14 protein-coding genes and 2 pseudogenes are annotated in these 16,260 nt (G+C 41.5%); 2 read left to right on the plus strand and 14 right to left on the minus strand.

The annotated features are described in order from the left end of the window. The 13 genes and pseudogenes from HSISS2_RS05875 to HSISS2_RS11460 all read right to left on the minus strand — a co-directional run. Nucleotides 1-1,057: carbamoyl phosphate synthase small subunit (locus tag HSISS2_RS05875; RefSeq protein ID WP_042767036.1), on the minus strand; the 1,057-nt coding region annotated here is incomplete at its 3' end. Between the two features lie 164 nt (nucleotides 1,058-1,221). Further along, nucleotides 1,222-2,148: an aspartate carbamoyltransferase catalytic subunit gene (locus HSISS2_RS05880; protein ID WP_008534002.1), complete on the minus strand. Its 927-nt coding sequence runs from the start codon at nucleotides 2,146-2,148 to the stop codon at nucleotides 1,222-1,224. A 24-nt stretch (nucleotides 2,149-2,172) separates the two neighbouring features. Then, nucleotides 2,173-3,450 (minus strand): solute carrier family 23 protein, encoded by a 1,278-nt coding sequence (locus HSISS2_RS05885; protein WP_002889465.1) that lies wholly within the window; start codon nucleotides 3,448-3,450, stop codon nucleotides 2,173-2,175. Nucleotides 3,451-3,626: 176 nt separating this feature from the next. Further along, on the minus strand, nucleotides 3,627-4,148 hold the full coding sequence (gene pyrR / locus HSISS2_RS05890; protein WP_002886175.1) for a bifunctional pyr operon transcriptional regulator/uracil phosphoribosyltransferase PyrR: 522 nt from the start codon (nucleotides 4,146-4,148) through the stop codon (nucleotides 3,627-3,629). A gap of 219 nt (nucleotides 4,149-4,367) precedes the next feature. Next, complete coding sequence (locus HSISS2_RS05895; protein ID WP_021145856.1) at nucleotides 4,368-5,258, minus strand: RluA family pseudouridine synthase; 891 nt, start codon at nucleotides 5,256-5,258, stop codon at nucleotides 4,368-4,370. Then, nucleotides 5,230-5,702 (minus strand): annotated as a pseudogene (gene lspA, locus HSISS2_RS05900) (signal peptidase II). Before lspA ends, HSISS2_RS05895 begins: the two are co-directional and overlap by 29 nt. A gap of 8 nt (nucleotides 5,703-5,710) precedes the next feature. After that, nucleotides 5,711-6,616, minus strand: coding sequence for a LysR family transcriptional regulator (locus tag HSISS2_RS05905; RefSeq protein ID WP_021145859.1), 906 nt, complete (start codon nucleotides 6,614-6,616; stop codon nucleotides 5,711-5,713). 116 nt (nucleotides 6,617-6,732) lie between these two features. After that, a complete protein-coding gene (locus HSISS2_RS05910; protein ID WP_021145860.1) occupies nucleotides 6,733-7,956 on the minus strand; it encodes a hypothetical protein in 1,224 nt (407 codons plus the stop codon). A gap of 172 nt (nucleotides 7,957-8,128) precedes the next feature. Next, nucleotides 8,129-8,836 carry a PoNe immunity protein domain-containing protein gene (locus tag HSISS2_RS05915; RefSeq protein WP_276201963.1) on the minus strand — a complete coding sequence of 236 codons (708 nt, stop codon included), beginning with the start codon at nucleotides 8,834-8,836 and terminating at the stop codon, nucleotides 8,129-8,131. After that, nucleotides 8,833-9,882, minus strand: a complete 1,050-nt coding sequence (locus tag HSISS2_RS11820) for a hypothetical protein (protein WP_021145862.1) — start codon at nucleotides 9,880-9,882, stop codon at nucleotides 8,833-8,835. Before HSISS2_RS11820 ends, HSISS2_RS05915 begins: the two co-directional genes overlap by 4 nt. 175 nt (nucleotides 9,883-10,057) lie before the next feature. Beyond that, nucleotides 10,058-10,501 (minus strand): hypothetical protein, encoded by a 444-nt coding sequence (locus tag HSISS2_RS05925; protein WP_021145863.1) that lies wholly within the window; start codon nucleotides 10,499-10,501, stop codon nucleotides 10,058-10,060. 95 nt (nucleotides 10,502-10,596) lie between these two features. Then, a complete protein-coding gene (locus tag HSISS2_RS05930; RefSeq protein ID WP_021145864.1) occupies nucleotides 10,597-11,382 on the minus strand; it encodes a hypothetical protein in 786 nt (261 codons plus the stop codon). A 65-nt stretch (nucleotides 11,383-11,447) separates the two neighbouring features. Then, nucleotides 11,448-12,854 (minus strand): MFS transporter, encoded by a 1,407-nt coding sequence (locus tag HSISS2_RS11460; RefSeq protein WP_021145865.1) that lies wholly within the window; start codon nucleotides 12,852-12,854, stop codon nucleotides 11,448-11,450. 287 nt (nucleotides 12,855-13,141) lie between these two features. Between HSISS2_RS11460 and HSISS2_RS05940 the strand changes: the two are divergent. Continuing rightward, a pseudogene (locus tag HSISS2_RS05940) lies at nucleotides 13,142-13,898 on the plus strand (peptidylprolyl isomerase). A gap of 141 nt (nucleotides 13,899-14,039) precedes the next feature. After that, nucleotides 14,040-14,666, plus strand: coding sequence for a hypothetical protein (locus HSISS2_RS05945; RefSeq protein WP_021145868.1), 627 nt, complete (start codon nucleotides 14,040-14,042; stop codon nucleotides 14,664-14,666). 83 nt (nucleotides 14,667-14,749) lie between these two features. On the opposite strand, the gene HSISS2_RS05950 is transcribed toward HSISS2_RS05945, so the two are convergent. After that, nucleotides 14,750-16,141 (minus strand): amino acid permease, encoded by a 1,392-nt coding sequence (locus HSISS2_RS05950; protein WP_021145869.1) that lies wholly within the window; start codon nucleotides 16,139-16,141, stop codon nucleotides 14,750-14,752. Nucleotides 16,142-16,260: the final 119 nt, after the last annotated feature.

A 16,260-nucleotide genomic window follows, 5' to 3' on the forward strand; every position in this document is an offset into this window, starting at 1 on the left:
CAATCAATTCCAAGAACTCATCAAAGAGATAGCTAGCATCGTGTGGACCAGGTGCTGCATCTGGGTGGAATTGCACTGAAAAGGCAGGGAAGTCACGGTGACGAACACCTTCAACTGACTTATCGTTAATCTCTTCGTGTGTTACCATGAGGCAATCTGGAAGCGTGTCACGGTCAATAGCATAACCATGGTTTTGGCTGGTAAAATCAACACGACCAGTCGCAATTTCACGAACCGCATGGTTAAAGCCACGGTGACCAAACTTCATCTTGTAAGCCTTGGCACCATTCGCCAAACTAAACAACTGGTGACCCATACAAATCCCGAAAATTGGAATTTTACCTTGGATGCCACGAATCATATCAAGTGCATATGGCACATCTTCAGGGTTACCAGGACCATTTGACAACATCACACCATCGGGATTAAGATGGAGAATTTCTTCAGCCGTAATATTGTGAGGGACAACCGTCACATTACAGTCACGTTTTGAAAATTCACGCAAGATAGAGTGTTTAAGACCAAAGTCAACCAAAACAATGTTTTTACCAACACCAGGTGCAGGGTAAGCTGTTTTAGTAGAGACCTGTTCAATATTATTTGTAGGCAAAACAGTGGCACGTAATTGATCTTGCAAGTGCTCAATACTGTCACCAGGATCAGCCATAGTTGCCTTCATGGTACCGTGTTGACGGATAATCTTAGTCAAGGCACGTGTATCAATACCAGAAATACCAGGGATGTTTTTAGCCTTCAAAAACTCATCCAAAGTCATTTGGTTACGCCAGTTGCTGGCACGACGGCTAGCCTCTGATACCACCACACCCTTAGTTGTAGGTGTGATTGATTCATAGTCATCACGGTTAACCCCATAATTACCAACAAGTGGATAGGTAAAGGTCAAGATTTGACCATTGTAAGACTGGTCAGTGATAGATTCTTGATAACCTGTCATACCAGTATTAAAGACGATTTCACCCGTCACATCCACATCAGCACCGAAGGCCTGACCTTCAAAAATTGTGCCGTCTTCCAAAATAAGTAAACGTTTTGCCATTATAGTAAATTGTTCCTTTCACTAAGATACAAAGGGCGTTAAAAATCTGAATGAAAAGCAAATCTGACAGAGAAGCTCTAGCTTCTAGAAAGATTTAGCTATTTTTCGAAGATTTAGCCCGTGTTCATTTTCGTCTGATTCTCTCTGGAATCTGTTAACGTTGTTTACGCTTTGCCATTTAAAATAGCTTCAATAATTGCCATACGGACAAAGACCCCATTTTGCATCTGAGCAACGATACGAGCCTTAGGCGCTTCCACCAAGCTATCAGCAATCTCCACATCACGATTAACCGGAGCAGGGTGCATGATGATAGCATGGTCTGCTAACTTGGCATAACGTTCTTCAGTCAAACCATAGAGAGCATGGTATTCTTCTTTTGAAAATCCCTTGTCATCCCCATGACGCTCGTGCTGAACACGAAGCAACATGAGCACATCCAGGTCCTCAATCACATCGTCAATGGCGACATGCTGACCATAGACATCAAATTCATTAGAGTACCAAACTTCAGGACCAGCAAAATACAGCTGAGCACCCAAACGCTTGAGAATCTGCATATTTGACTTAGCCACACGAGAATAAGTGATGTCACCGGCAATACAAACCTTAAGATTTTCAAAAGTTCCAAACTCTTCGTAAATGGTCATCAAATCAAGCAAACACTGACTTGGGTGTTGCCCAGAACCATCACCCCCATTGACAATAGAGGTCTGAATGGTTCTACTATCAATCAACTGCTTATAGTAATCAACTTCCGAGTGACGAACCACACAGATGTCCACACCCAAAGCAGACATGGTCAAAATCGTATCATATAGGGTTTCACCCTTATTCACTGAGCTTGTTCCAGCATCGAACTCAATCACATCCAAACCAAGTTTCTTCTCAGCCACTTCGAAGGACTTGTGGGTTCGAGTTGAATTTTCAAAAAAGAGATTGGCAGCGAAATACTGTCGATCCAGCTGGAAATCAGCTCTGCCATTTTTAAAATCTCCACCTCGACGAATCAGGCCCAAGACCTCTTCATTCGTGAGGGTTTCCATGGTCACCAAATGCTTGAGTGACACTTTTCCATCTGCAATCGCCATAGTTTTTCCTTTTAAAATGATTAACTAATCCTTGCTACCTTTATTAGGGTCTGGCAAGATTTGGTAAAGCAAGATACCGAGAATAGTCGAACTTGCCACACCAGTAATTTGAAGACCACCAAGGTCAATCATCAAACCACCAATACCTGATACCAAGATAACACTAGCAATCAAGAGATTCTTTTTATTATCAAAATCAATCTTATGTTCAACTAAAATTTTCATACCGCTAGCAGCGATAACCCCAAAGAGGGCAATGGAAATACCACCCAAAACAGCCGTTGGGATGGAACTCAAGAGAGCAGATACCTTACCGATAAAGCTCATCAAGACCGCAATCACTGCTGCACCTGCAATAACGTAAACTGAGTAGACCTTACTGAGGGCCATAACCCCAATATTTTCACCATAAGAAGTTACCGGAGGAGCTCCAAAGAAACCAGCAATGATTTGTGCCAAACCATCTCCAGACAAGGTATGGTCAAGACCTGGATCTTTGAAGTAATCACGACCAGTCAAACTGTTTAGAACCATGACATGGCCAAAATGTTCCGTCATTGTCACAAAGGCAATCGGAGCCATAGTTAAAATCGCACTTGGATAAAACTTGAAGTCGTAATTCACAAACGGAATATCAAAGCTTGGAACTTGGAACCAATGAGCAGCCGCAACTTTTGAAAATTGAACAAACTCATGTCCCGTTAACCAACCAAAAACCACTGAGAAAATATAACCAACTATCAAGCCCAACAAAATTGGAATAACACCAACAATTTTCTTGCCATACATGTTAAAGAGGATAACCGCAAAGAGAGTCACCATAGAAATTACAAGGCTGAAGACACTATAGGTGTCATTAACCATTGTCGCATCCTTAACAGCATTAGCCGCAAGACTTAAACCGATAACAATGATAATAGGACCGACCACGATTGGCGGAAGGACCTTATCAATCCAGTTATTTCCTGCGTACTTAACAATCAAGGCAACAATCAAGTAGACCAAACCACCAGCCATGGCACCTTGAGCCACCGCCGCAATACCATCAGACTTCATAAGCATCTGCATAGCCGCAATGTAGGCAAAACTAGACCCCATATAAGCTGGAATCTTATACTTAGTCACCGTCAAGTGAGCCAAAGTTCCCAAGCCAGATGAGAAAAGAGCAATGGCAGGATCAATCCCAACCAAAATCGGCACAAGCACCGTAGCACCAAACATGGCAAACAAGTGCTGGAATGACAAACCAACCAACAAACCAGGTTTCGGCATATCATTCACATCATATTTTACGTTATTCACGATATCAAAGGACTCCTTAAAATTAAGATACAGAGGGCGTATAAAGAGCAAAGTAAAATTAGGAAATCTGACGCCGAAGCTTTAGCTTCTAGGAAGATTTATCTATTTTACACAGCTCTTAGCCCGTGTTCAATTAACAAGATACAAAGGGCGTTTCACCCTATCCGTCAGTCAACTTAGCTTGGATCGATAATGTTGACGCTATCTTTACCATCAACTTCTGCGACCAAAACTTCGATTTCTTCTGACTCACTAGTTGGGATATTTTTACCAACATAGTCCGCACGGATTGGCAATTCACGGTGACCACGGTCAACCAAGACAGCCAAACCAACACGCGCCGGACGTCCATGGCTAACGATATTATCAATAGCTGCACGAATCGTACGACCTGTGTAGAGCACATCATCCACAAGGATAACATCTGTACCATCAATTTCAATAGGGAAAACAGATGTGTCTTGCTCAGCCTTAACATCATCACGGAAAGCCTTAGTGTCAAGCTCAATCAATGGCACATCAAGGTTTTCCAACTGTTTCAAGCGCTCTTGGATACGCTGTGCAATATAAACACCACGTGTCTTAATACCAGCCAAGACAATCTTGTCGAGATTTTTGTTACGCTCAATAATCTCATAAGTGATACGTGTAATGGCACGTTTCATGGTTACGTCATCGACGATCTCTTTTTTCTTCATAAAAAGAACCTTTCTAAATACAAAAAAATCCCCTCGAAAACAAGGAGATACACAAAAATATGAGTACAGTTCACCCGTACACTTCTCATGGCTCCTTGCCTGCCTCTCTGGACAGTGATTAAAGGACTTATTTAATTAGGTAAATTATAGCAAATTTCAGACTCTTTTACAAGAAAAAACGGACGCCCCTCCCAAGAAAGACTATCCGTTTAATAACTGTTACGCTTCTCTCAACTTCTCCAAAGTTTCCTTGAAAATAGCAGGTTCTTCTGCTGTAAATTCGACCAATTCTCCAGTCGTAGGATGCGTGAAACCAAGGGTCTTGGCATGTAGAAATTGTCCGTGGCCCTTGAGGGTCTTACGAGGCCCATATAGAGGATCCCCCGCCACTGGATGACCGATATAAGCCATGTGCACACGGATTTGGTGGGTACGACCTGTTTCTAGCTGCAGCTCCACCAAAGTATAGTTGCCAAAACGTTCCAAAACAGTAAAGCGAGTTACCGCAGGCTTCCCTTTGGCCGTTACCGCTTGCTTCTTGCGGTCCTTGTCTGAACGCCCAATCGGAGCTTCAATCACGCCTCGGTCGTTAGGCAGATTGCCATGCACGATAGCCACATACTTGCGCAGAGACTTCTTGTCCTTAAGCTCAGCCGCCAAAGCATTGTGGGCCTTATCATTCTTAGCAACCATAAGAAGACCAGACGTATCCTTGTCGATACGGTGGACAATTCCTGGACGAACCACACCATTGATAGACGAGAGGTCCTTGACATGATACATGAGTGCATTAACCAAGGTCCCAGATGTGTGACCAGCTGATGGATGGACCACCATGCCTTGAGGCTTGTTAACGACTGCCACATCCGCATCTTCGTAGATAATATCCAAAGGAATATCTTCAGCCTTGTACTCCAAGACCTCTTCTTCTGGCAATTCATAGGTGATGACATCACCCTCTTTAACCGCATACTTAGCCTTTGCCGACTTACCATTAACCAAGACCGTTCCAGCCTTGATGGCTTCATTGGCCTGACTGCGTGACAATTCTGTCAAATCTGCCAAGGCCTTATCCAGACGATTACCCGCCTCTTTTATGATGACTTCCATTTTCCTCTTTCCATAAGATTAAAATCAAGAGCAACACGCCCACCGTTAGATAGGAGTCTGCCACGTTAAATATTGCAAAATCAATAAAATCTAGCTGAACCATATCAACCACATACCCTAGATGCACACGGTCAATAAAGTTTCCAATACCACCTGAGATAATCAAAACCAAAGATAGGACCAGCCAAAGACTCTTCTGATAATTCTTAACCAGATAAACCAGAGCCGCACCAATCACCAGAACCGTCAAAATCACAAAGAAAATTTCTGATCCTGTAAAATCGAAAAGGCGGCACCACGGTTCTGTAGATAGGTCAAACTAAAAAGTCCCGGTATAGCCTTGATGACTTGGTTTAGAGCAATATTTGCCACAACCCAATGCTTGACCCACTGATCCAAACCAATCAGGGCCAGAATAGCCAAAGGAATCACAACCTTACGCATAAGTCCTCCTATGGTTTATAAGTGTCAAAGTAGTCAAACATAACATTGACAAACTTAAGGGCACAAGACGACAAGCTAATTCCCTTACGGCGGACATACACCATCTTGTTGTCCAAATTGTCCTCTAGCGGAATAACCGTAATGCCGTTTACACTTTGTGCATCTAGGAAACCTGACCCCGTCGCATAAGCATCTGTACGCTCCAAGATACCGTTCAAAGTCGCACGGTCCGTCACATTAAACATGAGAGACGAATCCGTCGTATCCACAAAGTTCTCAGAATAGTAAAGGTACTCGTCCTTCTCCTGAGTGAAACGCACCGTAGGCAAGGTTACCAGGTCATCCATAACCAGACTGTCTTTTTTAGCCAGCGGATGCCCCTTACGGAGATAAATGTGCGTCTTAAATGGAATCAAATCAATAGTTTCAAGACCTAGCTTGTCTACATTTTGCTGGATTCCCTTGCTATTTTGACGATTCAAATAGATAATCCCAATCTCACTGTGTCCCTTGGCTACCTCATCCAAAATCTGAATGGTCGTAGACTCAAAGATACGGAAATCCTTGTAATCAGGATAACGCTCTGAAAAAGTCGTAATCAAAGGCGGCAAAAAGTCATAGTGCTGGCTGGCAATCGAAAACTGATTGCCCTTCTCAGAAGCATTGAGATAGCGATTTTCAAAACTATCAAAACTGCGCACCACTTCAAGCGCACGCTCGTAAAAAGTCATTCCCTGACTGGTCAAGACAGCCCCCGTCGTTGTACGGGTGAAAATTTGAAAATTCAGCTCTTGCTCCAAATCCTTAATTGCTACCGAAAGGCTAGGTTGACTCACAAAGAGCTTGCTGGCAGCCTCACGGAAGGTACCGCTGTTGGCAATAGCTACCACATAACGTAGTTGTTGTATGTTCATGTGTGACACTTCTTTCTTGAAAAATCAATCATTTCTATTATACCAAATTTTATCTTCTTTTGTTGAGACTAAAAAAGCCCAGGCGACCCCGGGCTTGAGTGGCTAAGAAAGTAGCCTTATTCATCTGATTTATCTGTTAAGAAGTACTCGTTTTCACGTTTGTCGTAGTCAAACGTTAAGTGAACTGTCTTAAGTTTACCACTGTCGGGACTATAATCGTAGAAGCTAAGCGATACTTTTTGAGTGAGGTCTCCCTCATCAGTCTGAGTCAGCTCATGCGTACTAAAGCTAGCCTCAGAGTGGTTTGAGACAACATCTGAGAGGCGTGTTCCCTTAAGCAAGTCTGCTTGCGTACCCACCGTTAGCTTATCATAATCCTCTTTTGTCCAGTTGCTTTGATAGTCACTAACTTCCTTAACTTTATCATAGCCAAAGTCTGCAGAAGCATGCTCTAGGATGTAAGTACCATCTTTAGACTTGAAGGTCAAACGGACAAAGTTATCACTACCCCTTCCCTCTTTTGCATAAGTAAGATCTAGTGTCTGTGTCTCACCATCATTGCCCCACTCGGCATCCGTAGCCTTACCGTGAGCATCTAGGACCTCATCCAAAGTCAAAGAATCAACCTTCAACTCCTTAAACTGATCCTCTGTCCAGTCAAATTTATAATCTTTATCAATGTATTCATTTGCTCTGTAACGACTATCAGCCTCAAACTGATCGGCATGTTTAATGATATACTTGACCACTTGATAGCCTGTTCCACTAAGTGACGTCGTAAAGAAGATGATTGACATAACCAGAGCGATGATAGATAAGGTCTTGCGTGTTGACTTCACACTCAGCGCCATAGTCACAATCGCCAAAATGATAAGGAAGAAAGCAAAGAAGGTAAAGATGAAACCGATTGGAAGTGTCCAAGCCAAAACGGCAAATATAAGCCCCAAGACTAGGATAATAATCGGAAGAACGATGTTGACAAAAGTATTATTTTTGACTTCTTTAGATTTGTAATAAGGGTTTTCCAGAGGTATCTGACTTGCCTTTGGAGCCTCTATTTCTTGCTCTTTCTCCAGATTCAACTCAGGCATGTGATTAGGAGCTTCCTCCTCAAGTACCACTGGACCTTCAGCTGGTTGCGCTTCTGAGTCAGCAGACACCTCTTCAGTAGCTGCAGAACTATCCACCTGCTGAGCTTCAACTTGCTCAGACACTTGGGCAACTTCCTCCTCAGTAGCGATGACAAAATCCTCTTTCTTGGCCTCCATAAACTCCTCAGGACTTGGTTTACGACCATTTACGTCCTCAAAGTGACGCACCCATTCTTCTCTAGTTGCCATAGCTGACTCCTTTATCTCTTTTTCTTTATTTTATCATACTTTAATCTGGTCTTATGAAAATAAGGTCGGATATAAGAGAGAATTTTTTGAGACTGCCTGAAGTGCTTAAGTGACAAGCTATCTCATAGAAAATGGATGAAAGAAAACCACCTCGAGGGTGGTTTAGTCAATGTTACTGTTCTTCTTGAACTAGCAAGTCATAAGGGAAAAAATCCAAGTCTTTGAAGCGTTGGTCATAGATGCCACGGATTTTACAGAGTGCGGCTGTATCAAAACTCCAGTAACCGTAGTAAGCATCCTCTGTCTTATGTGTACCGTACCACGATGCCTCAGAGTGAGCATAATACCAGAACTTCTGCGCCTCGATGACACTATCCGCATCGTCTCCAATCATATTCAGGTATTCCAAATGAGAATGGAAATTCTCAACATCGCCCTTTAACAAGTAGAGGGCAAGTGTTTCGATAAAGCCGTCCTCATACTGCTCGCCCGAATCTACGAAAGACAGATACTTACTAAAGATTTTCTCAACATCTTCGATAAATTCTTCTTTGCGGTCTTCGAACAGAACAGCAAGAGATAGGTAATCAATTAATGTGTAAATACTCCCTCTAGTTTGATAGTATTTCTGATAATAATTGAGACTAATTTTAAACCATTTAAATACTTCATCTAGGGAATGTCCTAGAGAATAATTTATTCGTAATAATTTTTCAGCATAACCCGACTGAGTTAAATAATATTTATTTATATATTGCGGTAAGACACGTTCTTTGTGTTCTTTTCCTTCTCTCCTCTCAAATGTTTTCAAATTAAAATTTAGTCTTTTTTCAAAATACTCTACATCTTTATATTTATCTCTAAACATCATATTCCTCATTTTATTTTCTTAGCCATATCATCCAACTGATTAATAATGATATGCCCGCCTTGTTTAAGATTAAACAGATGACTTTGGACATCACCAAATTCCACAGCATCTTGAATAGCTGCTACATGTTCCTCACCAACCGCTTGTTCTAAGCGTTTATCAATCCATTCATAATCCATCTGATCAGTTCCGTCTGCTAATCCTTTGCTCAATCTTGATGTATTATACTTCGCTTCAGCGATGATATACGGTGGATGACCATTAGGATTGTAATAAACACCGTCAATTCCTTGGTGACCTCCCTCACCAAGATCAGTTACCATATCTTTGCTTATACGGTCGTAACCAAACTGACGATAGTACTCATCCTGAACCATTTCACCGAAGTTACCCTTCTTAAGATTTGTTGATAGGGCTTCTTCACCATTCTGAACTTTTAAGATTTCTGCCTGTTGCTTGGCAATTTCATCAATAGTGTGCACTTCAGAAGTCAATGGCACATTATCTTCAAGCATCTTTCGATGAATGTCATCGGTATGACTTTCCCACTTAGTACCATCCCAATGAACCTCAGGACTATTTTGAAAAGCGTCTGAAACAGTATTGTTGTGCCCAATACTGTTCTCCACAGCTTCACCACCAAACTCAGCACTTGCATGCTTACCAGCTTGTTCGCCAGTTTCTTTGAGAGCTTGGCTGACTTCATCGCCATGTTTGGCAAGAGCTTGACTTGCTTCGCCACCAAATTCTGCACTTGCACGTTTGCCTGATTGTTCGCCAGTTTCTTTGAGGGCTTGGCTGACTTCATCACCATGTTTGGCAAGGGCCTGGTTAGCATCGTCGCTAAACTCTGCGGCTGCTTTACGTCCTGCACCTGAACCACCAAGGATTCCAGACGCCACTTCATCCCAGTTGCCACCATTTGACTGATAGACACGAGCATTGTGCTTACCGATATTCTTTGAGACAGCACCATCCGCATAGGCAAAGGCATCCTCAACCTTTCCTGACAGACGGGCAAGGTCATCAGAAACGTTCGCACCGAGGTGAGTCAACTTGTTCTTGACACTCAGAGCGATATCCTTGCTAAGACCAGCACCTCAAGTCCCAACACGAGCCAAACCACGAGCAAAGTCGTCTAGCTTTTAGACAATAGCCAACTATTCAATTATACCATCTCCAGGCCACAAGAAAACCACCTCAGAGGTGGTTAAATTCTAATGCTACTACCTATTCTTGACTCTCTTTAACTTCCTCAAACCATTTTTCAAATTCTTTTCGAGGCAACAACTCTTCATCCTTATCGTATCGTCCCTCATAACTATACTTCGATTTCAAACTATTCGTTTCAGCATCGTAGACGAGCCACATTTCTGTGGGATGTTCACGATGATATTCACCGCAAACTTTAACCATGTTTTTTACATCTTTCACTCCTTCCCTTAACAATGAAGTCTGTAAGGTGGTATCTATTTTTAAACCTTCTTGTAAATATTCGTTCACTTCATGTTTATGGACAACATGTCCATTAACTTTATAAAACACATTGAAACTGTATAAGCTATCAGCTATTGCATAGATAAATATCTTTTCAGCTTGAGCACGAACATATTCCGATGCAAGCGAAATCATACTAGCCTGAACTTCCATAAATTTATCTTCAAATTGTTTCATTTTTATTCTCCATTTATATTAGGTAATTTTTTAGAAAATTCTTCCCCATCAATCTTATAATTCACTTCAAAACCTGTTGGTCTTCTCGAAGCACCCTAACCCAGCATCCTCCTATACTCCTTCGACTTCTCTCCATACCAGTCCTTAGCTGAGTAGCCAAACTGCTCTCTATATTGTTCAGAATATTTAAAGAGGTAATACCCTCGTAGCAAATCAATGGAAAAGACATAAGTCGCAAAGACAAATATGGCAGGCATGATAGGCAACAACACCGCATCAATGCTCCCTCTTAAATTACTCCCAGTGGAGCGGTCAAACAGCACAAGTCCGGCTGTAATCCCCGTTCCACCTAAAAAGACCAAGCCATCCGAAATCTTTTCAGTCACAAGTGCTACCATGGGGCTAAACTCTGTCTGATTTTGAACGGCTTCTTTCAGTTTACGGGGAACCGTTCGAATCAAATAATAAATGGAAAGAAGAAACATGACACCCGATAATATACTGACAATATTTCGTCGTGTCATCATCATTATACCAGCACATACCGTAAAGATAGCAAGTAAAATCACCATATAAAAGTAGGTGCAAAATTTCAGCTTCATCGGGCTTTTTCTGTGCCTTATTGAAAAGAGCAGATAGACCAGATACATGACTACATACAAGATAATCATGGGCCACTGAATCCAAGAAAATGTAGGATCTTGTTCAACGGTCAAGCCCTTTATAAACATCGGTGTGGCAATAGAAGAAAAGTAAAGAAGGATTGAAGTGATAAATAAACCAATAAAACGTTTCCAGCTACCTTTTTGATTGAGTTTTTCTACAGTCTCCTTAGTGACAATAGACTGACTTTGCTCATATGTGTAATTCAAGAATTTCAAAAGTTTTCTCCTTTTATTACGAAAAAACAGGAAGGTCTCCCCTCCTGTTTCCTTAATCAGCTTAATTAATCGCCATCTGGACCTGATTTATAAGTAAGGTAGAATGTATCACCATCTTCTGTAGTGTCAAATGACAAGTAAACACTCTTAAGTTTACCATCTTCAGCTTTAAAGTCGTTATAAGAAACGCTCAATTCTTTCTTGAACTCACCTTCACGAACGGTTGAGATGGTGTACTCAGCGTTTGAAGCTTTAGGGTGATCCTTAAGGATATCTTCGAGTTTTGTTCCGTTTGATGGATTACTGTAATCTCCCTTATTAAGAGCATCAAACTGTTCTTTCGTCCAGTCAGATTTGTATGAGTCATCAGTTTGTACAGCATCTGTAGGGAAGTTTCCTGAAGCATGTGACAAGATAAAGGTACCATCATACTGTTTCTTAAAGGTTAGGTAAACATGTTCACTATAGTCTTTGCCAGAATAAGTCATGCTCAAGTCATCACCTGACATTTGGGCATCTGATGCTTTACCATAAGTCTTCATAATTGACTTAGCAGAGTCTTTTCCAGCTTTCAATTTCTTGAACTTAGATTCATTCCAGTCAAATTTAGCATTTTTGTCAATGTAATCGTTGACGTCAGTGCTATCACCTTTTGAGTCAGATTTTGAATCAGATTTTGAGTCACCTTTTGAATTAGATTTTGAATTAGATTTTGAATCAGATTTTGAATCGCTGTCATCATCTTCATCATCTTTGTCAGCAACTTTTGATGTTTTGCTTGAGCCTGCATTGTCATTTGAGTTTTGAGAAATTTGGAAAATCAAACCACCAATAGAGACAAAGAGCATGACTCCAGCTACTGCCGTTGCAATGATAGAGAGCAATTTCTTGCTTGATTTAAGGCTAAAGATAAGTGAAACCACCGCCAAAGCTAGGGCAAGGACTGTCAAGATGATGAAGAGCCAAGCAGGACTAACAAACCATGACAAGATGGCAAAGATTACTGAAAGGGCAATCGCAACAATCGGCAAGATAAGGTTGAAGACAGGTTTATCTGCTGAGCTAGGTGCTGGATTAGGAACTGCTCCAAATCCTTGAGTTGTCGGAATAGAAGCCTTTTCAAACATGCTTGAATCAAATTGTGGTGTTGGTTGTTGAGCAGGCGCTTCTGAGAAGGCTGCTGTTCCAAATGGTGATTCATTGCTTACTTGTTCAGCTACAGCATCTTCAGCTGTTTCAGCAACATCAGCGATATCGTCTTCTTGAGCAACTTCCTCAGTATCTGAAACGACTTGTGCTGCAGGTGCTTCTTCAGTAGCAACCTCCTCAGCTGGGGCATCTGTAGATGCCGCTTGAGCAATCAAAGCGCTAGTATCAAAATCAGCTGCTTTAGCGTCCAAAAATTCTTGAGGGCTAGGTTTGCGCCCATGAACCGACTCAAAGAGTTCAGCCCATTCTGCTTTAGTTGACATAAAAATCTCCTTTTTTCAAGAAATGCAAACAAATGGACCCCTCAGCTTAGTGACGTTTTCCATAAGTAAAACATAGACACACAGCTTGCTTATCCGTGAGCATCCTACGTCTTTCAAAAGTTATGCCTCGCTCGCTGTTTGAGTGAAACAACCTTTCCCTATATCTAGTCCCTGTTCATTTTCTTGTTGATGTTTCTATTTTACCATAATTACAAACCTCTGTTAACCGTTTCCCAAAAGGTTTTTTCTGCTACAATAATAGGTATAATGCATCAAAGGAGTTATATATGAAAAACATTAAAAAGTACATTCTCTTAGTCCTTGTACTTGTTATTGCTTGCTTAGGATTTGTCTACCGTGAAAATATTGCACGTGCCATTCGTGGAGATGCCTACGTTGACAACAAGATATACACGAAACAATTAGAAAAAGCTCAAAAATCTGGTAAAGATGCCTTCCCTCAATTGTCAGACAAGGTTGGAAAGGACGAGGCTGAAGTTATCCTCCAGACATCAAAGGGCGATATAACTGTTAAGCTTTTCCCTACTCTGGCTCCTAAGGCTTCTGAAAACTTCTTGAAGCATGCCAAGGATAAATACTACGACGGTCTTACCTTCCACCGTGTCATCCAAGACTTTATGATTCAAAGTGGTGACCCTAAAGGTGACGGTACTGGTGGCGAATCTATCTGGAAGAAAGGCTTCGCTCTTGAGCCAACACCATTCCTCTACAACATTCGAGGAGCGCTTGCCATGGCAAATACTGGTGCTAAGGATTCAAATGGTAGCCAATTCTTCATCGTTCAAAACAAGGATGACCAAAGTAAACAACTTTCAAGTGCTGGTTATCCAAAACCTATTATTGACGCCTACAAAAAAAGGTGGATACCCAGCCGGTGATACCAAATATACCGTCTTTGGACAAGTCATCAAAGGGATGGATGTCGTTGATACCATTGCCAATCTTGAAGTCGATCAAAACAACAAACCAAAAGAAACGGTAACGGTTAACTCCATCAAAATTGTGAAAGACTACAAATTCTAGTAAAAAAACTTCGGGAAATTGATTCTCGAAGTTTTTTGATGACTTGAAATTTTTTTATTTTTGGAGGTTAATTCTTGACCTCGTTAAGGACTCGTGATAAACTATTGTTAGTTTATAAACTAACAGAAAGAGAGTTACACGATGAAAACAAGAGCAATTATTGAATTTAAAGACACTTACGCTAGCATGGAATGTCATAATCTTGGTTATCAAACCAAGGAAACAGCCCTGGCTATCATGTCACCTACTGGTCATATTCTATCAAGTACACCGCTTTTCAGAAAGGCTTATGGTTCAAAAATGACTCACATCGACCAGCTGCCTTTCCATATAGATAACCTCACTATTAAAGCGAGAGGTCTTAGCCAAAAGGCTAAAGCTAATTTGGAAGATTGGATTGCCCATACGATTATTCTTCCCATGGACTACGATAGATATTTTGCTCAACACCAAGAACTACTATACCTCTTGGCTGAATCCCCTGTCGTTGAATCAGTTCAGACCCTTACCTACAAAACGGTTAAGATTCAATTTTCAGAGTCGCTCAACGATGAACACATTCGTCAGCTTCAGGGATTTATTCTCAGAAAGGCTGGAATTTACAGCTACATTGGCACATCGACAGTCTCTGATCGTAACGCCCACCAGGCGCTTGAATGGGCCAAACTCGATATTAATGGCCGTTCGCATAACGATCACAGACCTGCTATTTTCCATCGCAACAAAGGGCTATGGGGTGGCTTCTTTCATCAAGAAAGCCTCGCTTAAATAAGCTTTTGGACACAGTACAAGTACCCTGTGTCTTTTTTGTGACACAAGAAAACTCACCACAAGGGTGAGTTAAACATGTTTTAGTTGTTGTGTTTCCAGTTACTATAAATACCGAAGATAATAATCCAGATTGTCGCTCCAATCGCACCGATATAAGTAGATTTTTGTAAGAAGAGACAAACAAATACAAACAAGAAGAAAGCAATTGTCACTGGGTTTAAAATCTTATAGGCTGGCATAAGGAAGCCATCTGGTAAGAACTCTTTAGATTGACGGTATCTCCAGTGAGCAAGCATAATCAAAACATAGATAGCAATGTAAACCCCTGATGATGATGCTGTAATCAAAGAGAAGGCATCTGATACACCAGGTAAGATGTTGATGAAGGCTGAGATACATACCACAACTGCTGAAGCAATGATGGCACGAGCAGGAATCCCTGTACGTGACAAGGTATCCAATTTCAACGTCTTCATCACTTTACTATTTGGTGTTTCCTTAGCAATTTGGAAAAGGTGACGACCTGTTGAGTAAAGCGTTGAGTTCAAAGATGAAGCTGCTGCTGTCAAGACAACGAAGTTAATGAAGGCTGCCGCCCACTTGATACCAACCATTTGGAAGACTGTTACAAATGGTGATTCATTAACTGGAAGTTGTTGCCATGGGAAGATAGCCATGATAGCAATGAGGGCACCCACATAGAAGATGACGATACGCACTGGGATTTCCTTAATGGCTTTAGGCAAGACCTTACGTGGATTTGCGGTCTCAGATGTTGTGACACCGACAAACTCAATGGCTTGATAAGCAAAGAAGACCATTTGGAAAGTCATTACAAAGCTTACCCATCCTTTAGGGAACATTTGGAAGCCTTGTGTAATGTTGGCCAGACTAGCATGTCCAGCCGGTGTTTTAAAGTCAGTCGCTACCATAAAGATACCAGTAGCAATCAGAGCCAAGATAGTGATGATTTTAATCATCCCAAACCAAAACTCTACTTCTCCGAAGATTTTCACCGCAATCAAGTTAACGGAACTTAAGATCAGTAGGAAGACTAGCTGAATCTCCCAAGCTGGCCAGTGAGGAAACCAATATTGCACATAGGTCGCTACGGCAGTGATTTCTGCCATCCCAAGGAATACCAAGGATACCCAGTAGGACCAACCTGAGAAGAAGCCCCAACCCTTACCAAGATATTTGGTAATAAAGTTGATAAAGGTATGTTGGTTGGGGTCCATATAAAGCATCTCACCGATAGCTCTCATCATGAAATACATGAAGACACCAGTCAGCAAATAAACAAAAATAATGGAAGGGCCTGTTAGGGAAATGGAACGCCCTGCTCCTAGAAAGAGACCTGTACCAATCGTACCAGCAATGGCAATTAGCTGAACGTGACGGTTTTGAAGACCACGTACCATCCCATTTTCAGTCTGGTTGTCGTCTTCTTTGTGATGTTGCTTTTGCGACATGTTTTTTCACTCCAATTCTATTTAACACGATTCATTAACTCGTGTTATTTTTCACATAACCTACATTTTACCATTTTTCTAGCAAATGGTCAATTTTTTATTCGGAATATTCAGAATCT

The sequence above is a fragment of the Streptococcus sp. HSISS2 genome, from assembly GCF_000448665.1.
Taxonomy (GTDB): domain Bacteria; phylum Bacillota; class Bacilli; order Lactobacillales; family Streptococcaceae; genus Streptococcus; species Streptococcus raffinosi.